Origin of the sequence: Thermococcus gorgonarius (assembly GCF_002214385.1) — an archaeon.
GTDB lineage: Archaea > Methanobacteriota_B > Thermococci > Thermococcales > Thermococcaceae > Thermococcus > Thermococcus gorgonarius.
In genome coordinates this window covers 595,488-619,269 of sequence record NZ_CP014855.1, presented here as the reverse complement: position 1 = coordinate 619,269, position 23,782 = coordinate 595,488, and the positions used below count along the sequence as shown (strand labels likewise).

Sequence of the window (23,782 nt, the reverse complement as noted above, 5' to 3'; positions counted from 1 at the left end):
CTTTAAAAATATGCCTGAAGGAAAAGGAAAATCACTTACCCAAATCCTTAGCGATCTCGTAGCCAAACCACATCGCCAGAAGGGCAAAAAACAGCAGTATCAGGGTCATTATCTTGCCAACGCTCAGCTGACTGGTGATCCCCGCTATCACTAACAGCAGGAATACCACAACGATCAGAAAGTCCAAGTTTGCCGGGAAGACCCCGTACTTGTTGAGGCTTTCAACTATCGTACCAAGTCCCATGAATTTCACACAATTAAGATTGCTTTCCAAACCTATTTGGTATGAAAATATAAAAAACTCTCGGAAGCACTTCGAAAACTTTATTTTTTTTCTATGTGGAGATAGTTTAAAGGTGGTATAAGATTGAGCTACCTACAGCTGGTCTTCAAAGCAGTACTTGGAACGGTTCTGGCGTGGCTCCCAACTAGTCCCGAGATTGCTCTTGAGGAGGCCTACCTCTTCCCCATCTATGTTGGGGTGACCTTTGCGGGTATCTTTTACTTCCAGAGGGAAATAGGCCTGCTTCCGAGGGATTTAATAACCCGAAATGAGAGAAGCTGGTCAAAAATCTTTCTGTACTCATCACTTTTCACGCTTGTAATAGGCTACCCCCTCGGGGAAACTCTAGGAACTCTCGACGTCCAAACACTCATTATCGCGGATGTTGCATCGGGTGTCGTACTGTTGATTCTGGGCACTCTTAAAGGGGCCCTCCTTAATTTACCGGATGACATCAAGGACTTTTCTCTGTCCTTTCTGGTAGGAACCGCCCAGGGTCTTTCATCGCCCGGTTTTTCAAGAGGCCTGACTTCTTTAATAACGGCTTCAATAATAGAAAGTGATGCAAGAGATGCCGTTAGGGCCAGTCTCTTAGCCTCTCCCGCGTACTTTGCCCTTAGGGCTGTACTACTCAAAGAGTCAGGTCTTGTGGGGATCGAGGGAATAATCGTGTCCTCGGTATCGTTCTTTCTCTCTTTGATAATTATACACTCCCTCCTAAAGCTCGCAGCATACGGAAAAAAATTCCTCGGGGGTTACGCTTTAATATCACTAATCTCAATACTCTGGAGGTGAGCTTATGAAAGGCGTTGTCCTGGCGGCAGGAAAAGGAGAGAGGCTCAAGCCCCTAACCGACGACAGGCCCAAGGTGACTCTTAAGGTAGCCAACAGGCCCATAATAGAGTACATAATGGAGAATCTCGACCCCTTCGTTGATGAATTCGTGATCATTGTAAGGTACAAAAAGGAGAAGCTGATTGAAGTCCTCGGTGATGAGTTTCACGGGAAACCAGTGACTTACGTCGAACAGCTTCCGGGGGATGGAACTGCGAAAGCTATAGAAAGCGCCGAGAAATACGTTATGGACGAAGAGTTCATAGTGGCGAACGGGGACATATACCTCGAAAAAGAGGGAGTCAAGGAACTCGTATCCACTTTCAGAAAGCACAATGCCGATGCGGCCATTCTGGTAAAGAATTTCGATGACCTGAGTCACTTCGGGAAAGTTGAAGTTAATGGAGCCAAAGTCGAAAGGATAACCGAAAAACCGGGGAAAATTCCAGGTTATGCGAACCTCGGCCTCTACGTATTCACCCCTGAAGTCTTTAGATTCATCAAATCCACACCGCTGAGCGAGAGGGGAGAGTACGAGATAACGGACACCATTAACCGCATGATAAAAGCCGGAAAGAACGTTGTCTACGCAGTTTACGAGGGTTACTGGAACGACATCGGCAGGCCGTGGAACCTCCTCGAGCTCAACGAATACCTGCTCAAGACGAAGCTGGGGCATGAAATAAAGGGAGAGGTGGAGGAAGGCGCCGTAATAATACCCCCCGTTGAGATAGGGGAAGGAACCGTGGTAAGGAGCGGCTCGTACATAATTGGGCCGGTGAAAATAGGGAGAAACTCAAGGATAGGTCCGAACTGCTTTATAAGGCCCCACACGAGCATAGGCGACAACTGCCATATCGGAAACGCAGTTGAGGTCAAAAACTCCATAATAATGGACAACTCCAATGCACCACATCTCAACTATGTCGGCGATTCCATAATAGGTGAGAACGTAAACCTTGGCGCGGGAACTATAACAGCCAACCTCAGACACGACAGGGGCAACATCAAGGTAGAGATCAAAGGAAAGCTCGAAGACAGCGGGCGGCATAAACTCGGCGCTATAATCGGCCACAACGTCAAAACCGGGATTAACGTCAGCATCTATCCTGGCAGGAAGATTGGGAGCAACTCCCTGATAGGGCCCGGCGTTGTTGTGGACAAGAACGTCCCACCAGAAACTTTAGTGTTGCTGAGACAAGAGAAGGTATTAAGGAAGGTGGTTTAGATGGAATGGATTGCACTCATCAACTTTCTTTCAAGGTGGGTTCTTTTTGGGGCCGTGGCCTACAAGGCCTACCAAACAAAGAACCAGGGATGGGTATTACTCTCGGCAGCTTTTTTAATTGGCGCCCTTGACATTGAGGCCTACATACTGAACCCCCTCGGAATCAAGATACCGGACGAGGTCTACGATGTTGCGTCGCTAGTACCGAGTTTTTTGATAGGTGTCTCAGTTGTTTGGGGCTCCCTCTGCCTTAAGAATGGAAAGATCAAGTTTAAACATGCCCTTATTGTATCGATACTTCTTGTGGCCTCGTATCTATGGCTGTTTGCAGTGGCGGCAAATATACTCGGGAACAACTTCGTACTCGAAAACAGTTTTCCATCTTTTGTCCTTGGTGGAAGTTTGCTCCTTCTGTCCTATATCCTCTGGAAGCGCATAATAGGGGAGAGGTTTTGGGACAGACTGTTTCCCATAGGTCTCTCGATAGTCGGTCTTCTCAACCTTACCTACCCCTTTGGAAGGCAGGTGGACTGGTATTCAACCTTTGCTTTCTCCGCGGCAGCCCTGGGCAGAATAGTGGCCGCTGTTGGAGCGTTCGCCTTTGTATTCTATCCTGTGGTAAAGCCGAAGAAAACGTCGGTATCGAACGTGCCGCCGCTTGGAGCCTATCTGTTTTCCAGCGAGGAGGAGCTTTTGTCAAAATACCCACACTTCTTCAGGAACGATATGATAGTGGTAACAAGGACCGACCCCGAAAGAGCCGCTGAAAAGTTCTCTGAGGGTTCCCTGGTGTTCTGGCTTACAAGGACAAAAGAAGGCCTCATTCTGGAGAAACCCCGTGTAATAGCCATAAGTCCGTCAAAGCTTGGGATACTCCAGGATTTGATAACCAGAGAACTGGAAAACGGCTACAGGATAGTCTATATAGACGCCCTCGAGTACCTGAAGTCAGAGGTTGGCTTCGAACCGACGATGAAATTCCTCTTTGCTGTTAAGGATACAGTAACAACAAAAGAAAGTGTTTTAGCGGTGGTTGTAAACAAAAACGTCTTCGACGAAAGGGAAAGAAGAATACTGGAAAGGGAGTTTTCCCTCTGATCACTCCTTTTTCAGTGTTTCTTCAAGGAATTCCCGGGTTTCTTCGCTGAAAGCTGAAATGGGAACCTCCTTTCCGAACTTATCGTAGACTTTGCCGTCCCCAAAGTTCAGCTCGAGGATCTCGTAGACCTCCTCGTTCTTCTCGTGAAGTTTAATACCGTGTCCCTTAAGATGGAACTCCAGGTTGTCTATGTCAACATATTTGCCGCATTCTTCGCACTTGTAGAACTGCCAGAAGACGTAGTCCTGGCCAATTACTGCGTTCTGTTTGATGTGATCTATTAACCTGCCACCCAGGTACTCATAAAAATCCCTCTGAGTGAGTCTTCCGTTGTCCTCTTCAACTTTGAAACCCTTCCACACTATGTGGTCGTTTATGTCGCTCAGGGTTGCCCTGGCATACTTATATGTCATTATGAACACTCCATTGTGAACTGAGAAGACGCCCTTCTCGGGGACCGCTATTATCACAATCCCCTCGGGCTCCAGTTCCTCGGCGATTTTTATGGCCTGCTCCTTGTTGTCTGCGGTCATAACCGTGACCTTGATACCGCTCTTTTTGTGGGTGCCGTGTATGGTTTCTCCCTCTATGTTCCAGTGGTAGTCATCCAGGTATCTAACCTGAGCGTAAACCCTTTTTGTCCTTGGGCTGAGGCTCCCGTAGTCCATGCTTCCCACCAGTGGCTATAAAGGAGGAACGTTAATAAACCTTCCCGGAAAAGCTTAAAAACGTCCGTGGGAACAACGCTTATCGAGACATCAGTACAAAGGACGAGGGGATAGGTATGGCAAAGGATAAAACGACTCTCCCACCAACCGGAGCGGGCTTAATGAGGTTCTTTGATGAGGACACGAGGGCCATTAAGGTCAGCCCAAAGGGGGTTATTGCGCTCACGTTGATACTGGTTGCGTTTGAGATTTTCCTGCACCTCTTCGGTTCGAGCATTTTTGGTTGAGTTCTTTTTAATTTCAAAAAAGAAGAAGGATTAAGCGCACCTCTCCCTGTATTCCGCGCTCATTTCTGCTATTTCTTCTCGGGAACCTTAAGGATGATCCTCGCGTCAACAACTACCGCACCCTTGCCCTTCTCGTAGACGAAGACCGGGTTGAGGTCCATCTCCTTTATGTAGTCACTGAGGTCATTGACCAGCTCGCTAACCTTAAGCAGGAGGTTGACTATTGCCTCTATGTCGGCCGGCTCCTCACCGCGCGCTCCCGCTAAAATCGGGTAGCCCTTTATCTCCGTTATCATCTTCTTCGCGTCGCGCTCGGTTATCGGAATTATGCGGAAGGTCACGTCCTTCAGAACCTCGACGAAAATGCCACCGAGACCGAACATTATCGCGTGGCCGAACTGCGGGTCTTCGGTGACGCCTATGATTACCTCCCTGCCGGGCCTGAGCATTGGGGCTATGAGGACGCCGAGGATTTCCGCATCTGGTCTATACTTGCGCGCGTTCTCGTGTATCTCCTCCCACTTCTGCTTGAGCTCCTCAGGCGTTTTTATGTTGAGCATAACGACCTTTGCATCGCTCTTGTGGAGAATCTGCGGGGACATGAGTTTGAGGGCAACCGGATAGCCGATCTCCTCGGCGTACTTCAAAGCTTCGTCGAGGGTCTTGGCAAGCTTCTCGTTCGGGACGGGCAGGCCGTAGGCCTTCAAAACCTGCTTGGCCTCGTACTCGACCATGGCCGTCCTGTCCTGGGACAGGACGGACTCAATAACTTTGAGTGCCTCCTCCCTGCTCATACATCATTCCCCCTCAACCTTGCGGAGGTATTCAGCATACCTCACGAGACCGGCCAGGGCCCTAACTCCCCTTTCAGGGGTCGGATAGACCGGAACTCCCCTCTCCTCAAGCATTCTCGCGTAGCGGTCGGTCTTCCTTCCACCCATCGCTACCGCTACTATCGGCTTGTCGCTCTTCTTCTGGTATTCGGCGAGAATGTCAATTATCTTATCCTCCTCCAAGAGCGGCACCTGGAAGAGGACTATAACGAGTATCGCGTCGACGTTCGGGTCCTTTGTAAAGGCCTCGATGGCAAGCCTGTACCTCTCGGCGTCGGTGTCTCCAACAACGTCCGTCGGGTTTCCAACGACCGCGTGCGGTGGGAACCTCTCTTTCAGGAACTTCTTGGTTTCTTCGCTAAGTTCTGCCATTTTGAGGCCGAATTTAGCGACTGCATCGCTGGCCATAACTCCAGCTCCACCGCCGTCGGTGATGATGCCTATCCTATCTCCCTTCGGGAGCTTGTGCTTGAGTGCCGCAAAGGCCTTCGCCAGGTCAAACATGTGCTCGAAGTCTTCTGCCCTGATTATGCCCGTCTGCTTGAAGACTGCATCGTAAATCGCATCTGCTCCAGCGAGCGAACCGGTGTGGCTTGATGCGGCTTTAGCACCGTACTCGGTCCTTCCGCTCTTCAAAGCGATGACGGGCTTGACCTTGGTTATCCTCTTGGCGGCCTCCATGAACTTCCTTCCGTCCTTAACGCCCTCGATATAGAAGGTGACGACGTTTATCTCGTCGTCGTGGAGGAAGTAGTCCATCAGGTCAGCGTCGTCAACGTCGAGCTTGTTGCCGTAGCTAACCATCTTGCCTATTCCTATTCCGGCCATCGCGGCCCAGTCGAGCATGGCAGCGGCGAAGGCACCACTCTGACTGACGAAGGCTATCGGCCCGCTCTTTGGCCTGTCCATCTTCTCCTCGGGCAGGAAGACGGTGTCAACGCCCGTATCTGGGACGTAAACGCCAACGCAGTTGGGGCCTATAACTCGTATTCCGTTGGCCTTCGCTATCTCATAGATTTCACGTTCAAGCTTCTTTCCTTCCTCGCCGAGCTCGCCAAAACCTCCAGTGATGATGATAACGGCCTTGATGCCCTTCTCCGCGATGTCCCTCATGGTCTGGGGCACGAACGGGGCAGGTATCGAGATAACTGCCAGATCGGTGTCATCCGGAAGCTCTTTAACGCTGTGATAAACCTTATAGCCCTCAATCTCGTCGAGCTTGGGGTTCACGGGGTAGATGTTGCCCTTGAAGATTCCGCGCTCCTTGTTCATCCTGAAGTTCTCAAAAATGACGTTTCCAACCTTTCCCTTCTTGTTGGTTGCACCGATGATAGCGACCGCCTTCGGGTCGAAGAAGGGCCTCATTTCTTCCACTATCCTTTCCGCCATTGGTATCCCTCCGCCAGAAACTGCTTTTCGGGGAAAATTCATTCCGGATGTATAAAAGAGTTGCGTTTTGTAAAAACTGCACCCCAATGAACTGAAACGTCCATCAATGCAGGCTTTTCAGAAATTCGAGGCTTCTCCGGGCAGATTCAAGGTCGTTCACTTCAAGGGCCCTCGTCACAGGAGGCAGCTTTGGGAGAACCTCTTTCCAGGGGACGATCCCGTCTCCGACCGGGAGGTGTTCGTCCTTGTTTCCAGAGTTGTCGTGGAGGTGGACGTGGACTATTCTCCTTCCGAAAAGCCCCAAAAAGCGGTCGAAGTTTCTCGTCGTCGTGTTGAGATGTCCAACGTCGAAGGTAACTCGAATCTCGATGCCCTCGATTATCTCGGCCAGCCTGTCGCAGTTCTGGGCGTCGAGGATGGGAAAGCGAGGCATGTTCTCGACGCCGACCTTCACGCCGTACTCCTCACTCCAGCGGGCTATCCTCCGGAGGGATTCTCTGTGGATTTGGAGGTATTCTCCCCTGTTCTTCACGCTCACCGGCGAGCAGTGGCCGGGATGGATGGTCACGGCCAGTGCCCCAAGCTCCGCTGAGAGCTCTATAGTATCGCGGATTATCTCCAGCGAAGCTTTTCTTATGCGCTCGTTGAAAGAAGCTATGTTGAGGTCGCTGAAGGGGGCATGCACAGTGGCCTTCATCCCGTACGAGCCGAGGACTTCCCGGAAGAAAGAGATATTGTCACGGGTTAAGTAGTGTGGCCACTCGCTCACGAGTTCGATGAAGTCGAAGCCGAGTTCCCTGGCGGCTTTAACCCATTCCTCAAAGCTTTTGAGGGTTTTTTCGTTGTAAGCCGTCATCGACAGGCCTATCATTCAACCACCCACCATCAGCTTGGCCATCAGGACAACGTAAAGCGTTCCAAAGATATCGCTGTTGTTCGAGATGAGCGGAATAGCGACGTGGTCAGGGTCGATGTTGTATCTGAACATAACGTAGGAGAGGGTGTAAGCATAGAACATTATGAAGAGCGCCATAAAGGGATAGGTCAGGACCACCAGATAAGCGGAGCGCGGAATGGGGGTTCCAGTGATGAGGGTCATTAGAGCGCCGCCGATGAGTATCTTGGTCAGCCCTATAACAGGGGCAGTTGTGAAGAGCGCTAAAACGTCGGTAAAGGCCTTCGGGCAGAGGAAGCTCTCTATCTCACCAAGGTGGAGCTTGGTGGAAGTCTTAGCCGCTATAATCGAGCCGTAATTGCCGAAAGAGCTTAAGAGTGCCGGATAGATAAAGCTCAGTATCACCGACGCCTGAATAACGTTGCTGAACTTGGCAAGGAGCGAACCCGATATTGTGGAGAGGAGCGCGAGGCCGGTTATCGTTATGAAGACCTGCCTAAGTTCAAGGAACTCCGCCTTTCTGATCCTGCTTATCGCAGCCACCGCCAGAAAGAGGATTATCATGGCGTAGTTGAAGAGCCTGAAAGTCTCTGGAGACCTGCCTATTAGGAGGATGAAGAGGACGAGCGAAGGAACGGTGAGGAAGTCGCCCATTGAAGCGACGAGCGGTGCCGCAACGCTGTCCGGGTCGGTGCCCCTTCTGAAGGCAAATATCGTCACGAAGGAAGTGAAGTAGCCCAGTATGAATGAGACCAGTATCGTCGATGTGATGACTATGAATAAGACATCGAGGGCGTTCTTCTTTATTCCAGTTGCAACTCCGATGGCCCAGAGGAGGAAAATCGGAATGAGGGAGATGAGCATCCTTAGAACTATCTCCTTGAGGATCTTCTTGTTACGGATGGACGGCTCAAGCTCACCGAGGTAGAGCATCGTGGAGAAGCGCGAGGCCATAGAACCAAAAACGTTCCCGCGGAGGCCCATTATGCCCGGGAGAACGACGAGTAAACCTGGGAACTGCTTCCTTATTACCTCAAAGTACTTGCCCAGAAACGTGCCGCCGAAGAGGCCGAATACCTGAGACGTGAACAGGGACGGTAGCGTAACCCTGTAGGCTTCCTTGACCTTCTCTCTCAGCTCCTCCCTGATTTCCTCGCCGATCACTGCCATCACTCCCCATATCCATTCCCTCCACCCAAGAATCATATCGTTTAGGGGTATTAAGCTTTTCGAGGGCGAAAATTAAATAAAATTTGTCGCTTTTCCCCATGTGGTGAGCAGGGAGTGGAAGAGTGGGACGAAGTCGAGGTTCCAAAGAACGTCAAGGATATATTCGTTGAGATGAAGAATACCGCCGAGCTGATGGTTGATCTCGCATATTCGGCTGCACTCTTCAAAGAGAAGGAAATAGCCGAGGAAGTACTCGAGCTTGAGGAGTACCTGGACATCTTAAACTACCACCTGATGGTAAGGGCCGTTCTGGCGGCTAGAAACATGAAGGAAGCCGAACAGATAACCTCTATTCTCCAGATGGCCCGCTCAATAGACGATATATCAAACGCCGCCGCCGATCTGGCAAAAATGGTTCTGGAAGAGAAGATTCACCCCCTAATAACGGAGGTCATCCTTGAAAGTGAGGAAACTATCGGAAGAATAGTTGTTTCCTCGAATTCGATTCTCGTTGGAAAAAGCCTTGATGAGCTCGATCTCTCCACAAATACCGGCGTCTGGGTTATTGCCATAAGAAGGGGGAAGAGGTGGATATTCGACCCCGACGAGGACACGAAGATAATGCCCGGGGACATAATCATCGGAAGGGGAACGAGAACGGCTCTGGACTACCTCAAGGAGATAGCCCGGGGAGTTATCAAGGTGATGTCCAATGAGTGAATTCGATGAGATAAGGAACTGCCTGGTTGAGATGAAGGACCTCTCGGCCCTGATGATAGACCTGGCCTTTTCATCAGTCATGTACAACAGTGAGGAGATAGCCGAAGAGGTTTACCTGCTCGAGGAAAAGATGGACGACCTCACATTGAAGGTCAAAAAGCTCGCCCTTAGGGCGGCCAAGCACGAAGAAGACCCAGAGAGCCTCTTGAGTATAATCGACTTGGCCGATATAAACGAGCGCATCAGCGATGCCGCCTATGGAATAGCCGATATAATCCTCAGGGACATAGAGCCGCACCCAATTATCAGAAAGATAATGGAAGATACCGAGGAAGAGCTCGGAAGGGTAACCGTCAGGCCGGGCTCAGTACTCATAGGAAAGAACCTGAAACAGCTCAAACTTCCGAGCAAGATTGGAACGAGAATACTGGCCATAAAGCGTGGAACAAGGTACATATACAACCCGGGCAAGGATGACGTGATCCTTGAGGGTGATACTCTAATAGCCGTCAGCTCTGACCTCGACAAGCTCAGGAAACTCGCGGGAGAAGATGTTGAGGAAGAAGAGGACTGATCCTGTTTAGTTTCCCTTGTTTGTATAAGAAAGTCTGACCCTAAGCCTATGGTGGTATTGTGGTCTCAAAACGGAAGCGCCCTCTACTGTGCCAACCTCTCCTGCTGGAATTCAAAAAGGGAAGCCAAGGGCTACCGTTACCTCATCTGCCGAATGAAAACGTCCAGAAAATCCTTATTCAGTAGAGGGCTAATGATCAGGTTCTTTGTGGACTCTAAGGGACCAATCGAGGTTGAAAGCGTGAGAGAGGATGCCATCATAAAGATACCCCCAGAATTAGGGGACAGAATCACGCTTCGGCTGAACATACGGGTTCTAGACATATGGTGGCAGGGTTATTCCCAATCGCGAAACAGTTGCTAAAACGCTGGAGTACGGGGGAAAGAGTGCAGAATCCGGAAAATGGAAAGAGAATAGAACTTCAAAGCCCCATCCTCTTCTTTACAACTTCCAAAGCCCTCTCAGCGTCTTCCTTAAACTCAGGAAGGCCAAGCTCTTCCATTGTCTCCGGCAGTGGGACGCCGAGCTCTTCGTGCCAGCCCCTCAGCCTGTAGAACTCCCTTCTCGCCTCAAGGAAGTCGTTGTAGTCTATGAAGGCCGCGTTGCCCTTTGCAGGCCCATCCGGTTCAGGCTCCCACCAGCGCGGCGGAATGGTATCGTCGAGCGGAGGCGTAACCCAGTCGAGTGCATCGTGAATTCTGGCGATGCTCTCAACGCCCCATGCCCTTCTGCGAAGTTCTTCAACCGTCCACTCTTCACCCGTCACGATGGAGTAGAGCCTCGCGAGGTCTTCGAGCTTGTAGGGCACGAACTTGCAGGTTCCGAGCATGTCGGTGATGTAGCTCTCGTCCCTGCTCTCAATGAGGGAAGGCACGAGCTCTTTAGCTGGCCCCTGGTTTGGCAACTGGTGCGGCCTCGGCCAGCCGCGGAGGTGGCTCGCTCCAACGTCGGCTGTCGCGTAGCTCAACGCGTATGTTCTCCTACCGCGCGGGTCCCATGCCGGTGCCTCCATTCCCTTGACGTGGACGGCGAACTCACACCCCCTGCCAAGCCTCTCACAGGCCCTCTTCACACCATCGGCAAGGATTGCGCCGATGCCCTTCCTCTCTGCCATTAGCTTGATAAGCTTCTCCTCCGCCTCTTCGTCGCCAAAGCCTTTGACCGGAAAGCCTATCTCGTCTTCGCCTATAAGGCCCTTCTCAACCATCTCAAAGAGCCAGGCTATCGTGTTTCCAGTCGCTATGCTGTCCAGGCCGAGGTTGTTGACGAGCCAGTTGAAGTATGCCACCGCTGGAAAGTTGAAGACACCTGTAGCGGCGCCGAGCATCGCTATGCTCTCGTATTCGGGCTTTACGCGGATTTTCCTGCCCTTGTATTCTACCTCAACGTAGCGGGCGCACTTTATGGGGCAGCTCTTGCCATGGACGAACCATTCTGGCTCAACCTCATACTTCTTGACCTCGTCGCCGGCGAGCTTTGATGCTAGTTCGTCGGGAATGTAGGGCCTTGAGAAGTTGTAGGCTGGACTCATTCCAACGGAGGCGGAACCCCTCATGCCGTCAGTGGTTCCGTAGTTCCTCGTGTGTTCGTACTTTGGATTCGTCGCGAACTCGTTGTAGTACTCCTGCCACAGTCTCTGGAACTCCTCCGGGTTGGCCACCTTCGGCTTCTCTCCCGGTTCAACGACGACGGCTTTAACCTTCTTGCTCCCAAGCACCGCTCCAAGTCCACCTCTACCGCTTGCCCTCTCCGTGTCGTAAACAACGTTGGCTATCCTGCTCATTTTTTCGCCGGCCGGCCCTATCATCGCCATGCTCGCAGTCGGATGTTCCTTCCAGATTTCCTTGGCGACCTCGTAGTTGCCCTTCCCCCAGAGGTGCTCCGCGGAGAGAATCTCAACCTTTCCGTCGTGGACGTACAGATAGACCGGCTCTTCGCTCTTTCCCTCAATTATTAGCGCGTCAAAGTGTCCCTTCAGCTTTGGACCGAAGGCGTCTCCTCCGCTGGAGTCGCTGATGAGCCTCGTCTCCGGGCTCTTGCTCACCGCTATTACCTTGCTTGAACCCGGGACGAGACCGGTCATGCCACCCGGTGCGAAGACGAACTTGTTGGCCGGGCTGAGGGGGTCTGTCCCCGGCGGAACCTCGCGGTAAATCAGGTAGTAGCCGAGACCCTTTCCACCTATGAACTTCCTTATGACCTCGTCCGGCAGTTCTTCATAGGTTACCTTCCCCTCAGTCAGGTTGACACGTGCAATCCTGTTGTGGTAACCGTACATCAAACACACCTCCTTGCCTTCTCCCTATCCTCCTTCGAGAGGCGCCATCCCATGGCACCGAAGTTCTCCTCAAGGTGGGCCTTGCTTCCGGCCTTTGGTATCGCCACGACGTTCTCCTCCCATATCAGGTAGTTCAAAGCTACTTGGGCGGCCGTTTTTCCGTAGGCTTTCCCAATCTCGGCGAGGCACTCGTTTTTAGCCAAAGTTCCCTTCTCCAGCGGTGTGTATGCTATCAACGCCATCTTCTCCTTCTTCATGTAGTCGAGAAGGCCACTTGTCTCGGGCCAGCGGTCTTTGAGGGAGTACTTGACCTCGTTGGCAACGACCTCGTACTTCCTCATCGCCTCCTGGGAGCGCTTGAGCAGTTCTAGATCGAAGTTGCTCACGCCTATGTAGCGTATGAGCCCCTCGTCAACGAGTTCCTCCAGCGCGTGAAGGGTCTCCTCTATCTTTCCAAAGTCGTCAACGGGCCAGTGGAGGAGGTAGAGGTCTATGTAGGTTCCAAGCCTCTTCGCGCTCGCCCTTGCGGCTTTCTTGGCCTCGCTGTAGCCGAAGTGAGTCGGCCAGACCTTGCTTATGATGAATATCTCCTCGCGTTCAAAGTCCTTTATGGCCTCTCCGACGAGCTCTTCGCTGTGGCCGGCAGCGTAGAACTCAGCGGTATCGATGAGATTTATTCCGAGCTCAAGGCCGTACCTGAGGACTTCAATACTCTCCCTATCCCTCGAGTAGTCGGGACTCTCGTAGCCACCGATGCCCCACGTGCCCATGCCTATGGCGGTAACCTTGTCATCGCCTATTCTCTTCAGGTCGTCAAAAATAGGAACACTCTTCATGCCATCACCTATAAACCACTTCGAAGTCTGGCTTAATAAGTTTATCCGAAAAGGATTTTAGGGTTAAGATGAAAACCTGAATGAGGTGGGTTTCATGCATGAGGAAGTCCTTCCCGGAATTCACCGGATATTTGATACGTTCGTTAGCGTTTACCTCGTTGACAGGGGAGATCACCTCGTGGCGGTGGATACAGGCATGGACACCACCTGCGGGAAGATACTCGATGCCGTTGAAGAAATTGGAAAGCCCCTGACGGCGATAGTCCTCACCCACGGCCACCTCGACCACACCGGCTCGCTGAAGTGCCTGAAGGAGAGGACAAACGCCGTTGTGGCCGCCCACGTGGACGAGGTGGAACTCATAAAGGAGAAGACGGGACTTGAGCCCGATGTGAAGCTCAAGGATGGGGATGTCTTCGAGGGCTTTAGGGTTCTCCACAAACCGGGCCACACGCGGGGGAGCATCTGCCTCCTCGATGAGAAGAGCAAAAGCCTCTTCGTCGGCGACCTCGTCATCGAGCGCGGGGGAAAGCTTGAGGAGGTGCCGCACCAGTACTCCCTCGACCCGGAGATGAACAGGAGAAGAATAAGGGAGCTCCTTGAGGTTGACTTCGAGAACCTCTTACCGGCGCACGGAGAGCCTCTGCTGGGAAACGGGAAAGAAAAGCTTAGGGAGCTCGTGGAGCGGCTTGGCCTTTGAGCGAATTCAGACCTCTTCGAGCTTCTTTCTGATTTCCTCGGTGTTCTTCCGCGTCTCCTCGAGGGCGTTCTTGAGCCTCTCAACCTCGACTTTGAAGTCGTTTAAGGCCTTGTTCACCTGGTAGAACGCGAAGATAAGCACCACGAGGATTATCAGACCGAGGATTATGCTTATCCACCCGCTTGGGGTCTGCATGTGCTCACCTCCCCACGGCATCTTCAAACCTCCTCCTTCAGGTTTTTTATCACGTCGTTGTTGATGAGGATGTTGAACTGCCTCGCCCTGTAGTACTTCTTGGCCCTCGGGTCGCCGGGCTCAAGGCGAAGCTCACTCTCGATGAGGCCGGCCTTCTCGAGCTTCTTCAGGTGGAGGTAGAGGAGCTGCCTCGATATGCCGAGCTCCTTTGCCAGCTCATAGACGTACCACTCCTTTTCGCAGAGCATCCTAAGTACCTTGACCCTTATCGGGTTCGAGAGGGCCTCCCCGATTGCCACAAGCTCATCGACGCTCTGGATCATTGCCATCACACTGATGCACGTGTAAGCGAAACTCTAGGGATAAGAAAGGTAATGGGAATAAAAGCTTTCCGTCAGCTCTCTATTATGGAGCGGTACCGCTCCACACTCAGTACCTGAGGAGAGTACTCAACACCGTAACTGTTGGCCAGCGTCCTGGTGAATGCCCTTAAATGGTTCTCGCTACCGGCCATCAGGTTCTTGAACACGAGCCGTATATCCTCGTTGTCTGTCCTTGAGAGCCACTCCTCGAGGTCTTTTATGTCAACCTCCTCGATCAGGGCGCCGACCTTCAGGGCTTCAACATCACTCGTCTCGCCCCTGGAAACGAGCTGGTCGTAGAGGGCCTGAAGTTCTGGATTCGTGAACTCTCCGACGGCCTTGCCCTCTGCCGGGTCGGTAAGGTTGTACTTCTCGATGAGTTGGAGCACCATGTCCATGTGAGTCTGCTCGCTCCTCGCTATGTTTTCGAATATCTTCAGTCCCGTGGCGTTGTAGAGTGTTAGATATACGTCCCTAGCGAGCTTTTCCTCCTCGCGCATGTAGAGTATGCCCTCTACCTCGTCTGGGCTCAGGTTTTCTGCGGGTAGGGTGGAGACGTCAACAGTGCCCGTTGATGAGGCCGTCTTTTGACCATATCCCCTGTCCTCTGGCGGCCCTCCAGATGGTGTCGCTGTTCCTGTCTCCGTACCGGTTATACAACCTCCCACAATAACCGCCCCCAGAACGAGGGCCACAACAATCAAGGCGCTTAGCCTTTTCATCCTCCATCACCCCTTATAGAGACTATAATCTCCTCCAGCATGGCCTTGAACTCCTCCCTGTCAAGGCCGTACTCGTATTCTATCTCGGCGAGCTTCTCGTCGGGAGAAACGTCGATTCCTCTCTTGGAGAGCTCTTCAATCAGGGCATCGACGGGAACACCGTAGTTGTCAGCCAGCTCCTGTACAGTGTAGTACTTCATCATCGTGCCCGTTATGTAGACCGTGCTGTTCTCCACGGTGTGGTAGTTGTCACTGGTACCGACTTCAGAGTTACCCTCACCTGTGTAGTAAGCAAAGACCTGGTACCCTGCTCCAATCAGCAGGAGAGGAATCAGGAGCACAGCTATTCCCTTAATCTTTGACCTTTTGAAACCTATGCGCAGCATTGTGACCATGCTCTTGAAGCCTATTATGAGGTGCAGCGCTACCAGACCAATCATGACGAAGCCGAAGTATGTGTGGATCGCGGTTAGTGTCTCTTTGTCGAGTCCAAGGAAAGTCCATCCTATAGACTCAGCTATTCTTCCGCTTGGGGCAAGGTAAAGCCCGATCCCCGTGACTCCAATCACCACAAAGGTTATCAGGAGCAGGAAGTCAATTATTCCCCTCAGCAGTGCGGAGGCCTTCATGGAATCACCTCCGGTGGACACTTTCCAACGCAGAGTGTCATCTTTTTCACCCCCTAACTAAGGCGTAGAGCATGAGTGCCAGCACGATCAGCGGCAGTGCCAGCAGGGCAATCCTCGCGAATATGAGGATGAACGCAAAGGGACCGAGCCACCACCAGCCAAAGCCTCTTCTCCTTAGGAATGAACCTCTCATAACGGGTCCTCCGAACCCTCTCGGCATTTTCATCCCTCCAGATATACCCATCCTTAACATCGGTCTCCATTGATGGAAAGAGAATGGAGGCATCAGCCCCCGATGTTCATTCCGCAGCTCCCATCGCGAAGGGGCCCGCTACCGTCAGCGGGGCCCATCCGCACTCCTTTCTGAGCTTTCTGACCTCCGTTCTTGCCGTTCATGCCCCCCATGTGCCCAGTGCCTTTCCCGTGGCCGTGCTTCTCTCCGGCCATCATCTTCCCATGTCCGTTGTGGCCGGTCTCTCCGCTGAGTATCTCGTCAACCTGCTCCCCCGGGAGCACCTGGGCGGTGTAGCTCACTCCCTGCGCCTCAAGGTTCCTCACGAAAGCCCTGAGGTGGTTCTCACTGCCCGCCATGAGGTTGCTGTAAACGGTCTTTATGTCCTCATTGTCGGTCCTGGCAATCCAGTCCTCAAGGTCCTTTATGTCGGTCTCCTCTATGAGTGCTCCGACCTTGAGAGCATCCTCAACGCTCTTGCTTCCCTGCTCGACCAGCTGGTCGTAGAGGGCCTGAAGCTCCTCGTTCTGGAAGACGCCGACCTCGCTTAGAGTGTCCGGTGCCGTCAGGTTGTACTTCTCTATCAGAGACAGAACCGCGTCCATGTGGGCCTGTTCGCTGTTTGATATGCGCTCAAAGACTTCGAGACCCGTCTGCTCGTAGAGCGTTAGATATACGTCCCTCGCGAGCTTCTCCTCCTCAACCATGTAGAGCAACCCGCTGGCCTCCTCCTCACTGAGCGGCGCGTAGTATGTGGTATAGTTGCTCTGGTATAGCCGGGGTGCCTCAGGGTTTGCCCCCGGGGTGCCCATATAGGCCGCGGCCCCTCCGAGCACCAGGCCAAAGAGGCCCAGCACCAGCAGTCCGAATCCAACCAACGTTTTCCTCATGTGTCTTCACCTCTTCATATGTAAGTTCAACATTACATATGCATGATGGGTTTATAAAGTTTTTGGTAACACTTTTCAAAAGGGGCAGAAGGGATAGAAGGCTACAACTCTTCGCGATTGTCCTCGCCGCCTTCTTAGTCTTAGTATAGCCAAATTAGGTCGGCCAGACCTTGCTGATGACGAATATCTCCTCCCTCTCAAACTCCTTTATCTCCTCTCCAACAAGCTCTTTGGGTCTTCATGTTGTTGTGGAGGGCATGACGCATAAGGTGGGTCCTACCTGTCCCTAGATTTCCGGCTATTAAAACCGTCGAACCTCTGCTGAAACCACCACTCAAAGTCCTATCAAGCTCCCTATGCCCGTTGGTATGGTCTCCATTTGACACCCCCAATAGGTTTTAAGTTCGAGGGGGTATAAATACCGTATCCAAAGTTATCATCGAAGTCAAATTCGATGCATTGATGAGGGAACAAGGACTCCAAAAGGCATTAAAAAGCAAAAGGAAACGTTGAGTTAAAGCTCGTGAATCTGGAGATGAGGAACATGGAGGAACACTTCATACTTCATTTTTCTACCCCACGGATTGCTCTCAGCAACGCGCCCCATAGGGGAGGCCTAACCACTGCGAACGGCTTCTTCTTCATGATGGTCCCGAAGAACTACTCCGGCGACTACAAGGCGGACTGCCTGGCCTTCGAACGGGAGCGCGGGTTAAGGGAGTTCGTCGGTTTCATGACTGCCGCGGACATAGGAAAGATTCTCTCTACTGCCAAAAGCGGGAGCGTTACAGCCTACGTAACAGCGGGAATAACCAATCCTGCTATAGCAGGAGAAGTCCCACCGCCGTGGAGGCCGGGGACGATAAACATCGTCCTCGTCATTGAAGAAGGCTTAACGGTCGGCGCGATGGCCAACGCTATAATGACGGCGACCGAAGCCAAAACTTACACCCTTTTGCGGCTCGGCTACAACGCCACCGGGACGACGAGCGATGGCATTGGGGTCTTTGCCTTCGAGGGAGAGAAGGAGTGGGCGGGAACTGCCACTGAACTCGGGATAAACATCGGAAAGGCCGTGAGAAAGGCGCTTGAAGAGAGTCTGAAGAAGTGGGAAGGAAAGGGGGTTCACTTTCCCCCAACGGCGCGGTAGTGGAGGATATGCGAAACAGGAACACCTAAGACCCATCCCACCCATCCAAGGATTCCGAGCAGGGTCACTGAGCCCACCGTTGCGATGAGATAGAGGAACCCCTGGATCCGGAACGCCTCAATCTTGGTTTTACGGGATATCCCCAGCAGTGCATGGTAGTAGAGAATTCCGGAGCCGGAAAGGAGCAGAAAATCAACAACCGAGAAACCGAACTCCCAATTGTCGGGTGCCCCCGGCTGGGAGAACAATGTGTCCATGGCCGGTGCCATCAGTACCATCGCCCCGATTAAGAGTATGAATGTCTTCTCCTCCCGATCCCCGGTCACCCAGGGCAGCAGGAGAACGTAGACGAAGAACGACGTTAAAAAGACCACATCACTGGATTCTCCGAGGATCCATGCATCTCGGAGTATGATCGACGCCAGCAACAGCAGGCTGAGGAGAATCCCAACGAGGGCTTTTCCCTTTTCATCCATGCACCGTCACCTCTTACATTAGACCAGCAAGGAATTATAAAAACTTTTTGAGCGTATTTTGTCAACTGCTGGAATTTGTAAAAACACAAAAGAATGCGCGGGGTTAGCCGTTCACTTGGCCATGTTCATCAGCCTTCTGTAAAGCTCTTCCACTTTCCTGCTCACGTCTTCCGGCGAGAATCCAGCCTTAACCGCGAGCCAGGTAGCCCCTCCAGCACCGACACCTTCCTTGATGTAACCGCGCTCGTAGTCCCTCAATCCCTTGAACTCGCTCTTCGAGAAGTCTAAATCGGCTGCGTAGGTTATTATTCCTATCTCCTTCGCCGTGTCTAAGAAGGTTGCGCTCCTGTCTTTAACCACCCACTTAGTCGTTGCTATCATGAAGCGGCTCAGGTCTTCGTCGAGGGCTTTCAGAAGGGCCGCAACGGCGAGCATCTGCGTCCCACCGGCCAGAACTATCTCCTTCCTGAAGCCGAGGGATAATCCAAAGACAGTCGCCATCATCGGGTCGCCGAACTGCCTCAAGGCCCCGAGCGGGTTGTCCCTCAGCTGGCCCTTTTCTATTCCCGCCCTCTGAAAGGCCTCGGTAATTACTCTCTCCTTGAGGCTCTGTGGATTGTCCGGCGAGGCCGAGGAAGTTTTGGCATCATAACCAAGCGCCCAGAGAACCGCTTGGGCGGTGGTAGTCCCTCCAGGCGTTGATTCGCCTATGACAAGCTCTCTGATTGGGGACTTGTTCAGCTCTTCTCCGAGAAGTTTGGCGCGTTTGATTATCTCCCCAAACTCTGGCAAAGCCGGTCCTTTCCTGAAGTCCCTCCCGACGGCGTTGCTGATGTGGACGTGGGGCACAAGGGGAGCAAAGTAAGTCCCGCCCCTCACAACCAGAACCGGAAAGTTCGCCAGCTCCCTCGCGGCCTTTGTGATTATGGCAGGAGTCGGATGGCCCTCGGGCGTTACGGGAATCACGTCAATGGTCAAGGGCTTCTCGTGAAAGAGGTACTCGGCATCGGCGACCGGGGTGAGCTTCGTGAGTTCGGGTGTTGCCCCGGCGACGCTTATTCCCGGGATGGTGCTTATCTCGGTGTTCCCCAAAACGAGCAGGAAGAGGCTCTCCATTCCAATCACCGCTGGAGGTTTTATCCAAGGGTTTATATGGCCTTCGACAAACGTTCCCCGGTGGGAAGAGGGGAAAGCGTTGATGGTTCAGGGGACATCATCAGGCGCCGGCAAGTCTCTCCTAGTTACCGCACTCTGTAGAATCTTCTCGAACCTCAGCTACGACGTTGTTCCCTTCAAGAGCCAGAACATGAGCCTTAACTCCGCCCCGAGCATCGAAGGCGGCGAGATAAGCCGTGCCCAATACCTCCAGGCAATAGCCTGCAGAAAGAGGCCGAGCGTGAAGTTCAATCCGATTCTGCTCAAGCCTGAGGGAACATGAGAAGCCAGGTCGTCTTTATGAGAAAACCTATCGGAAGCGTCTCCGCCAAGGACTACATGCTCTCGCGGAAGGAGGAGCTGTTCCGAAAGGCGATGAAGGTTCTAGACGAGCTGAAGGAGAGGCACGACCTCGTCATGATCGAAGGTGCCGGCAGTCCGGTGGAGATAAACCTGAAAGATTACGACATAGCTAACACGCGCGTGGCAAAGCACGCGGGAGCCAAAGTTATCTTCGTCACCGACATAGACCTCAATAGAGTCTTGCCTTCACCAAGAGCAACGAAATGCCTGTTAGGGCGCTGAAGGAAGTTGAAAGGGAGATGAAGAACGAAGATAGGGCCTTCAGGCCCCGAACTTTTCCGAGCGGTTCATCAGGTCCATCATAATCGGAACGATGTCGTGGCCCTTTATCCTTCCGAGGCCGCCGCGCATGCACTCGCGCTCGCCAAAGGCCTCGGTGTGGTCCGGTCTAACGCCGCCGCCAGCGATGAGAAGCGGAACCGGGTCGCCGCTGTGGTTCATCACTTCGCATGGCGTTGAGTGGTCGCCGGTTATCGCTATGACGACATCTTCAAGGTCGATGTTGTCCATGATGTAGCCTATCATCCTGTCAGCCTTCTCTATCATCTCCGCCTTGAGCTTGGGGTTGTTGTCGTGGCCGGCCGCGTCGGTCGGCTTGAAGTGCAGGAAGACGAAGTCGTACTCTTTGAGCAGTTCAACTGCCTTCCTCGCCTTGACCATCTCATCGGTGTTGTACTCACCCGTTGCCCCCTCTGGCGTGTAAACGTCGAAGCCTATCGCCCTCGCGACACCCTTAACGAGCGAGACCGCTATAACCGCTCCCGCCTTGACCTTCCACTGCTCGGTGAACTTCATCGGGATGTTCGGATAAGTGCCAGCGCCCCTGATAAGGAGGTAGTTGGCAACCGGCTTTCCTTCCTTCCTGCGCTTCTCGTTTATCGGGTGTTTGTCGATAACCTCGTGGGCCTTTCTAACGAACTCCTCAAGGATTTCCGCCACTTTCTTACTCTCATCATCCTCCCAGGTGAAGGGGTGAGGCGGCTTACCGGCCTCGTGGGGGTCGTTCTCGCCGACGCGGTAGCCTTTGGCCATGCCTTTGAGAACGAGTACGGCCCTGTGACCAGTTGCTCCGACGAAGATGAAATCAACCGGTATCTTGACGTTCTCCTGAATGGCCTTCGCCAGCTCGTGGGCCTCCTCGGTGCTTATCCTGCCCGCGCGCCTGTCGGTTATGATGCCGTTCTCGATGGTGGCGAAGTTGACGCGGAAAGCTAAGTCGTCCTCGCTGAGGTCGAGACCAACACCAAGGGCCTCGAGGAAGCCCCTTCCACGGTAGACTTTGTAGGGGTCGTAGCCGAAAATGCTAAGGTGAGCGGTATCGCTTCCCGCCGGTTGTCCGGGCTTTATCGGGTCTTGTTGCCCAAGGATTCCCATCTTGGCAAGCTTATCCATGTTCGGCGTGTTAGCGTATTCGAGCGGCGTCTTCCCGCCGAACTCTTTGATCGGCCTGTCGCCAAGGCCGTCGAGAATTATGAGCAATCCTTTCCTCTGCTTCATGTCTATCACCGAGGGTGATTAGGCCACCAGTTTAATAAGTTTGCTGGACAACCTTTTAAAAGGACCCTCTAGACGCACTTCTGGTGAGGAAAATGATTGAGTTTGCAATCTGGTCGCTGTCAATACTGGCCGGACTCGCAATTCTCGTTCTCGCAGGGGATAAGCTGTCGGATAAAATAATCGAGGTGGCAAGAAGGGCAGGTGTCTCACCACTTGTTATAAGCATCGTTCTCGTGAGCCTCTCAACAACGTTGCCAGAGATAACTACCAGTGCTTTGGCAAGTTATCAGGGGGTCAATGGGATAGCCCTTGGAAACGCCCTCGGAAGCATATTCGCCAACATCGCCCTGATTCTCGGTCTTGCCTCCATGATTAAGCCTTTAAAAGCAGGCCCCTCCGCCTATGAGAACTCCCTCATAATGCTTGCCTCGTTAATCATTCTCATAGCTCTATCGATTGACGGAACGTTGAGCAGGCTCGATGGATTTCTACTTCTCCTCGCCTATGCAGTGTACCTCCGCTGGCTGTTGAGGAAACACGTAAGGAGTGGAGTTGACTGGGAGCCCATGGGAGGAGTTGGAATTATCGACTACGTTCTTCTCGTCGTTCTCGGTCTCTTCCTCGTGGGCGGTGCCGAGATGGTAGTCTTTGGTGGCAAGAACATCGCCCAGGCTCTCGGCGTCTCTGACTTCGTGGTTGGAGCAACGGTAGTGGCAATAGGGACATCCCTCCCGGAGATGACCAACGCCCTCTATGGAGCCATAAGGGAGCGCGGGAGCATAAGCATCGGCAACATAATAGGGGCAAACATCATGAATGCCCTCGTTGTTCTCGGAATAGCTTCCCTCATAAGGCCCCTCCAGACTGGAGCCTCAGTGCTGACAATAGCCCTGGTTCTTTTCGCAATGATCCCGATGATAGCCTCTCTCAAAAAAACAGGGGGGATAAACAGGTACGTTGGGGCTTATTTCCTTGCCCTCTACGCAGTCTATTTGGCCCTCCTTTTTTATGGCGTGGAGCTTTGATTCAATTCTTTTTCCAATCCGCGCAAAAGTTAGCAAAGGTTAAAGAAAGAGGTCAGAACTCAAGCTTCTCAAGGAACCTCTTGGCGTACCTTATGTCCTTCTCAAGCTCAGCCTTCTGGAGGAGCTGTCTCTCAATGGCACGGAGAGCATCGTGGACGGCCTGAATGGCACCCCAGGTCTCACCGGTGGCCACGAAGACTCCTCTGTCAGTGACTATCCTCATCCTTGCCTGATATAGGTGAACTCCTCTGAACTTCTCCTTGAACCTGCGGATGTAGAGGTATATTATGCCCTCCTGGCCAAGCAGATCCTCGTAGCCGTCAACGAATCTTTTGATGTCGCTGATTATCCTCTCCCTGGTAAAGTCGCTGAGAATTGAAGCGTCACCGCCGAGCTGGAGGTAAAAGCGAGCCTCCTTTTCTGTCATCTTTGATATGGGCAGGAGGAGGTCCTTGACGGTGAGCACTCCAACAACTTTGTTGTCCTCGTTGACGACCACCAGCCCGTCGATGTCGTTGTCCTTCATTGTGGCAACGGCTTCCCTAACGGTAGCATCGGGGAGTATGGTTATCACGCCCTTTATCATCACATCGCGCAGGGGCATGCTGAAGGGCGGTATCTTCTCACCGGCAACTTCACCGTACTGGGCCTTAAAGCGGGGTTTGATAAAGCGTATTATCAAATCGTGAAGGGTAACCAGGCCTTCCAGTTTGCCTTCCTCGTTGACTATGGGTATCCTGGAGATAGCGTGATCCCTCATCGTAGCGAGAGCCTTTGCCACGGTGTCCTCAGGTGTGAGGGTTATAACGTCCTTTGTCATGTAGTCTTCAACCTTATCCTTTCCAAACTTTTCTTGGGCAACCCTTTCGAGAACGGCCATATCGTTTACGACACCGATTATCTCGGCTTTTGATTCGCCAACGGGAAGCGACCTTAGATCAACTTCAAGCATGAGTTTTGCAGCCCTGCTGAGGTCATCATCTGGTTTAATAACCGGGGCAGGCTTGTAAACATCCCTAACCTTGGCCTTGGTAGGATCCCATTTGAGGTGGGATCTAATTATCAGATCCTGAGTCAGAACACCCTTGTACAGGTTCCCATCGAACACGAGAATCAGATCCGGGTCCTCCTTCTCGAATATGCCTATCGCCTCAGAAAGCGGGGCGTCGATGTCTATCTTCTGGAACCTGTCTGTCATAACCTCCTGCACCAGAATTCCGACCATGCTGTCACCTCCTTTCATTTTTTTCTTAGGACGTCTAAGGATTTAAACCTTTGCAATCCGCGAGGTT

Annotated in this window: 27 protein-coding genes and 1 pseudogene; 10 read left to right on the top strand and 18 right to left on the bottom strand. The window is 52.5% G+C overall.

Annotated features, from left to right (window positions below):
- Positions 1-31: 31 nt before the first annotated feature.
- Positions 32-253 (bottom strand): hypothetical protein, encoded by a 222-nt coding sequence (locus A3K92_RS03515; RefSeq protein ID WP_394335180.1) that lies wholly within the window; start codon positions 251-253, stop codon positions 32-34.
- 114 nt (positions 254-367) lie between these two features.
- Between A3K92_RS03515 and A3K92_RS03510 the strand changes: the two genes are divergently transcribed.
- From A3K92_RS03510 to A3K92_RS03500, 3 genes are read left to right on the top strand one after another with little or no spacing between them, the layout of a single operon-like run.
- Positions 368-1,078: an undecaprenyl-diphosphate phosphatase gene (locus A3K92_RS03510; protein WP_157722419.1), complete on the top strand. Its 711-nt coding sequence runs from the start codon at positions 368-370 to the stop codon at positions 1,076-1,078.
- 4 nt (positions 1,079-1,082) lie between these two features.
- Entirely contained in the window at positions 1,083-2,345 is a 1,263-nt protein-coding gene (gene glmU, locus A3K92_RS03505; protein ID WP_088884943.1) for a bifunctional sugar-1-phosphate nucleotidylyltransferase/acetyltransferase, read from the top strand.
- Positions 2,346-3,443 carry a DUF835 domain-containing protein gene (locus tag A3K92_RS03500; RefSeq protein WP_088884942.1) on the top strand — a complete coding sequence of 366 codons (1,098 nt, stop codon included), beginning with the start codon at positions 2,346-2,348 and terminating at the stop codon, positions 3,441-3,443.
- On the opposite strand, the gene A3K92_RS03495 is transcribed toward A3K92_RS03500, so the two are convergent.
- The gene (locus tag A3K92_RS03495) at positions 3,444-4,112 is read right to left on the bottom strand and encodes a TBP-interacting protein (protein ID WP_088884941.1); all 669 of its coding nucleotides are present in this window, start codon (positions 4,110-4,112) and stop codon (positions 3,444-3,446) included.
- Positions 4,113-4,228: 116 nt separating this feature from the next.
- Here A3K92_RS03495 and A3K92_RS03490 point away from each other — a divergent pair, with 116 nt between their 5' ends.
- Positions 4,229-4,399 carry a preprotein translocase subunit Sec61beta gene (locus tag A3K92_RS03490; RefSeq protein WP_010478173.1) on the top strand — a complete coding sequence of 57 codons (171 nt, stop codon included), beginning with the start codon at positions 4,229-4,231 and terminating at the stop codon, positions 4,397-4,399.
- Between the two features lie 68 nt (positions 4,400-4,467).
- Here A3K92_RS03490 and A3K92_RS03485 read toward each other — a convergent pair whose 3' ends face one another.
- The 4 genes from A3K92_RS03485 to A3K92_RS03470 all read right to left on the bottom strand — a co-directional run bounded on the left by A3K92_RS03485 (position 4,468) and on the right by A3K92_RS03470 (position 8,686).
- Entirely contained in the window at positions 4,468-5,193 is a 726-nt protein-coding gene (locus tag A3K92_RS03485) for an acetate--CoA ligase family protein (RefSeq protein ID WP_088884940.1), read from the bottom strand.
- A gap of 3 nt (positions 5,194-5,196) precedes the next feature.
- A complete protein-coding gene (locus A3K92_RS03480; RefSeq protein ID WP_088884939.1) occupies positions 5,197-6,621 on the bottom strand; it encodes an acetate--CoA ligase family protein in 1,425 nt (474 codons plus the stop codon).
- A 103-nt stretch (positions 6,622-6,724) separates the two neighbouring features.
- The gene (locus A3K92_RS03475; protein ID WP_088884938.1) at positions 6,725-7,492 is read right to left on the bottom strand and encodes a sugar phosphate isomerase/epimerase family protein; all 768 of its coding nucleotides are present in this window, start codon (positions 7,490-7,492) and stop codon (positions 6,725-6,727) included.
- Positions 7,493-8,686: a magnesium transporter gene (locus tag A3K92_RS03470; RefSeq protein ID WP_088884937.1), complete on the bottom strand. Its 1,194-nt coding sequence runs from the start codon at positions 8,684-8,686 to the stop codon at positions 7,493-7,495.
- Between the two features lie 114 nt (positions 8,687-8,800).
- Here A3K92_RS03470 and A3K92_RS03465 point away from each other — a divergent pair, with 114 nt between their 5' ends.
- Both A3K92_RS03465 and A3K92_RS03460 read left to right on the top strand, forming a co-directional pair.
- A complete protein-coding gene (locus tag A3K92_RS03465) occupies positions 8,801-9,406 on the top strand; it encodes a potassium channel family protein (RefSeq protein WP_088884936.1) in 606 nt (201 codons plus the stop codon).
- Positions 9,399-9,980: a potassium channel family protein gene (locus A3K92_RS03460; protein ID WP_088884935.1), complete on the top strand. Its 582-nt coding sequence runs from the start codon at positions 9,399-9,401 to the stop codon at positions 9,978-9,980. The genes A3K92_RS03465 and A3K92_RS03460 overlap by 8 nt, the downstream gene beginning before the upstream one ends.
- Before the next feature lie 421 nt (positions 9,981-10,401).
- On the opposite strand, the gene A3K92_RS03455 is transcribed toward A3K92_RS03460, so the two are convergent.
- Together A3K92_RS03455 and A3K92_RS03450 are read right to left on the bottom strand one after the other, a co-directional pair.
- Complete coding sequence (locus tag A3K92_RS03455) at positions 10,402-12,258, bottom strand: aldehyde ferredoxin oxidoreductase family protein (protein WP_088884934.1); 1,857 nt, start codon at positions 12,256-12,258, stop codon at positions 10,402-10,404.
- Complete coding sequence (locus A3K92_RS03450; protein WP_088884933.1) at positions 12,258-13,094, bottom strand: aldo/keto reductase; 837 nt, start codon at positions 13,092-13,094, stop codon at positions 12,258-12,260. The genes A3K92_RS03455 and A3K92_RS03450 overlap by 1 nt, the downstream gene beginning before the upstream one ends.
- 94 nt (positions 13,095-13,188) lie before the next feature.
- On the opposite strand from A3K92_RS03450, the gene A3K92_RS03445 reads away from it, so the two are divergent.
- On the top strand, positions 13,189-13,794 hold the full coding sequence (locus A3K92_RS03445) for an MBL fold metallo-hydrolase (protein ID WP_088884932.1): 606 nt from the start codon (positions 13,189-13,191) through the stop codon (positions 13,792-13,794).
- A 6-nt stretch (positions 13,795-13,800) separates the two neighbouring features.
- On the opposite strand, the gene A3K92_RS03440 is transcribed toward A3K92_RS03445, so the two are convergent.
- The 6 genes from A3K92_RS03440 to A3K92_RS03420 all read right to left on the bottom strand — a co-directional run bounded on the left by A3K92_RS03440 (position 13,801) and on the right by A3K92_RS03420 (position 16,824).
- On the bottom strand, positions 13,801-14,010 hold the full coding sequence (locus tag A3K92_RS03440) for a hypothetical protein (protein ID WP_198361956.1): 210 nt from the start codon (positions 14,008-14,010) through the stop codon (positions 13,801-13,803).
- A 2-nt stretch (positions 14,011-14,012) separates the two neighbouring features.
- A complete protein-coding gene (locus A3K92_RS03435; protein WP_088884931.1) occupies positions 14,013-14,312 on the bottom strand; it encodes an ArsR/SmtB family transcription factor in 300 nt (99 codons plus the stop codon).
- Between the two features lie 71 nt (positions 14,313-14,383).
- Positions 14,384-15,073 (bottom strand): DUF2202 domain-containing protein, encoded by a 690-nt coding sequence (locus A3K92_RS03430; RefSeq protein ID WP_088884930.1) that lies wholly within the window; start codon positions 15,071-15,073, stop codon positions 14,384-14,386.
- Entirely contained in the window at positions 15,070-15,702 is a 633-nt protein-coding gene (locus tag A3K92_RS03425) for a DUF4405 domain-containing protein (protein ID WP_088884929.1), read from the bottom strand. The genes A3K92_RS03430 and A3K92_RS03425 overlap by 4 nt, the downstream gene beginning before the upstream one ends.
- 46 nt (positions 15,703-15,748) lie before the next feature.
- Positions 15,749-15,922: a hypothetical protein gene (locus A3K92_RS09455; RefSeq protein WP_198361955.1), complete on the bottom strand. Its 174-nt coding sequence runs from the start codon at positions 15,920-15,922 to the stop codon at positions 15,749-15,751.
- A 65-nt stretch (positions 15,923-15,987) separates the two neighbouring features.
- Positions 15,988-16,824, bottom strand: coding sequence for a DUF2202 domain-containing protein (locus A3K92_RS03420; RefSeq protein WP_088884928.1), 837 nt, complete (start codon positions 16,822-16,824; stop codon positions 15,988-15,990).
- A 544-nt stretch (positions 16,825-17,368) separates the two neighbouring features.
- On the opposite strand from A3K92_RS03420, the gene A3K92_RS03415 reads away from it, so the two are divergent.
- Entirely contained in the window at positions 17,369-17,974 is a 606-nt protein-coding gene (locus A3K92_RS03415; protein ID WP_088884927.1) for an adenosylcobinamide amidohydrolase, read from the top strand.
- Here the strand turns inward: A3K92_RS03415 and A3K92_RS03410 are convergent.
- Positions 17,950-18,450, bottom strand: coding sequence for a hypothetical protein (locus tag A3K92_RS03410; protein WP_088884926.1), 501 nt, complete (start codon positions 18,448-18,450; stop codon positions 17,950-17,952). The two genes, A3K92_RS03415 and A3K92_RS03410, sit on opposite strands and share 25 nt — an antisense overlap.
- Positions 18,451-18,561: 111 nt before the next feature.
- Positions 18,562-19,566: a nicotinate mononucleotide-dependent phosphoribosyltransferase CobT gene (cobT, locus tag A3K92_RS03405; protein WP_088884925.1), complete on the bottom strand. Its 1,005-nt coding sequence runs from the start codon at positions 19,564-19,566 to the stop codon at positions 18,562-18,564.
- 82 nt (positions 19,567-19,648) lie between these two features.
- Between cobT and A3K92_RS03400 the strand changes: the two are divergent.
- Positions 19,649-20,136: pseudogene (locus A3K92_RS03400) on the top strand (nucleotide-binding protein); the annotation flags it as partial.
- Between the two features lie 93 nt (positions 20,137-20,229).
- On the opposite strand, the gene A3K92_RS03395 reads toward A3K92_RS03400, so the two are convergent.
- Positions 20,230-21,465, bottom strand: a complete 1,236-nt coding sequence (locus A3K92_RS03395) for a 2,3-bisphosphoglycerate-independent phosphoglycerate mutase (protein ID WP_088884924.1) — start codon at positions 21,463-21,465, stop codon at positions 20,230-20,232.
- A gap of 92 nt (positions 21,466-21,557) precedes the next feature.
- Between A3K92_RS03395 and A3K92_RS03390 the strand changes: the two genes are divergently transcribed.
- Entirely contained in the window at positions 21,558-22,490 is a 933-nt protein-coding gene (locus A3K92_RS03390) for a sodium:calcium antiporter (protein WP_088884923.1), read from the top strand.
- A gap of 52 nt (positions 22,491-22,542) precedes the next feature.
- On the opposite strand, the gene A3K92_RS03385 is transcribed toward A3K92_RS03390, so the two are convergent.
- A complete protein-coding gene (locus tag A3K92_RS03385) occupies positions 22,543-23,715 on the bottom strand; it encodes a CBS domain-containing protein (RefSeq protein WP_088884922.1) in 1,173 nt (390 codons plus the stop codon).
- Between the last annotated feature and the right edge of the window lie 67 nt (positions 23,716-23,782).

Coding starts and splice junctions, on each gene's coding strand:
- glmU (WP_088884943.1), top strand. CDS start 1,083: ATGAAAGGCGTTGTCCTGGCGGCAGGAAAAGGAGAGAGGCTCAAGCCC.
- A3K92_RS03500 (WP_088884942.1), top strand. CDS start 2,346: ATGGAATGGATTGCACTCATCAACTTTCTTTCAAGGTGGGTTCTTTTT.
- A3K92_RS03495 (WP_088884941.1), bottom strand. CDS start 4,112: ATGGACTACGGGAGCCTCAGCCCAAGGACAAAAAGGGTTTACGCTCAG.
- A3K92_RS03490 (WP_010478173.1), top strand. CDS start 4,229: ATGGCAAAGGATAAAACGACTCTCCCACCAACCGGAGCGGGCTTAATG.
- A3K92_RS03485 (WP_088884940.1), bottom strand. CDS start 5,193: ATGAGCAGGGAGGAGGCACTCAAAGTTATTGAGTCCGTCCTGTCCCAG.
- A3K92_RS03480 (WP_088884939.1), bottom strand. CDS start 6,621: ATGGCGGAAAGGATAGTGGAAGAAATGAGGCCCTTCTTCGACCCGAAG.
- A3K92_RS03475 (WP_088884938.1), bottom strand. CDS start 7,492: ATGATAGGCCTGTCGATGACGGCTTACAACGAAAAAACCCTCAAAAGC.
- A3K92_RS03470 (WP_088884937.1), bottom strand. CDS start 8,686: ATGGCAGTGATCGGCGAGGAAATCAGGGAGGAGCTGAGAGAGAAGGTC.
- A3K92_RS03460 (WP_088884935.1), top strand. CDS start 9,399: ATGAGTGAATTCGATGAGATAAGGAACTGCCTGGTTGAGATGAAGGAC.
- A3K92_RS03455 (WP_088884934.1), bottom strand. CDS start 12,258: ATGTACGGTTACCACAACAGGATTGCACGTGTCAACCTGACTGAGGGG.
- A3K92_RS03450 (WP_088884933.1), bottom strand. CDS start 13,094: ATGAAGAGTGTTCCTATTTTTGACGACCTGAAGAGAATAGGCGATGAC.
- A3K92_RS03445 (WP_088884932.1), top strand. CDS start 13,189: ATGCATGAGGAAGTCCTTCCCGGAATTCACCGGATATTTGATACGTTC.
- A3K92_RS03440 (WP_198361956.1), bottom strand. CDS start 14,010: ATGCCGTGGGGAGGTGAGCACATGCAGACCCCAAGCGGGTGGATAAGC.
- A3K92_RS03435 (WP_088884931.1), bottom strand. CDS start 14,312: ATGATCCAGAGCGTCGATGAGCTTGTGGCAATCGGGGAGGCCCTCTCG.
- A3K92_RS03430 (WP_088884930.1), bottom strand. CDS start 15,073: ATGAAAAGGCTAAGCGCCTTGATTGTTGTGGCCCTCGTTCTGGGGGCG.
- A3K92_RS03425 (WP_088884929.1), bottom strand. CDS start 15,702: ATGAAGGCCTCCGCACTGCTGAGGGGAATAATTGACTTCCTGCTCCTG.
- A3K92_RS09455 (WP_198361955.1), bottom strand. CDS start 15,922: ATGCCGAGAGGGTTCGGAGGACCCGTTATGAGAGGTTCATTCCTAAGG.
- A3K92_RS03420 (WP_088884928.1), bottom strand. CDS start 16,824: ATGAGGAAAACGTTGGTTGGATTCGGACTGCTGGTGCTGGGCCTCTTT.
- A3K92_RS03415 (WP_088884927.1), top strand. CDS start 17,369: ATGGAGGAACACTTCATACTTCATTTTTCTACCCCACGGATTGCTCTC.
- A3K92_RS03410 (WP_088884926.1), bottom strand. CDS start 18,450: ATGGATGAAAAGGGAAAAGCCCTCGTTGGGATTCTCCTCAGCCTGCTG.
- cobT (WP_088884925.1), bottom strand. CDS start 19,566: ATGGAGAGCCTCTTCCTGCTCGTTTTGGGGAACACCGAGATAAGCACC.
- A3K92_RS03395 (WP_088884924.1), bottom strand. CDS start 21,465: ATGAAGCAGAGGAAAGGATTGCTCATAATTCTCGACGGCCTTGGCGAC.
- A3K92_RS03390 (WP_088884923.1), top strand. CDS start 21,558: ATGATTGAGTTTGCAATCTGGTCGCTGTCAATACTGGCCGGACTCGCA.
- A3K92_RS03385 (WP_088884922.1), bottom strand. CDS start 23,715: ATGGTCGGAATTCTGGTGCAGGAGGTTATGACAGACAGGTTCCAGAAG.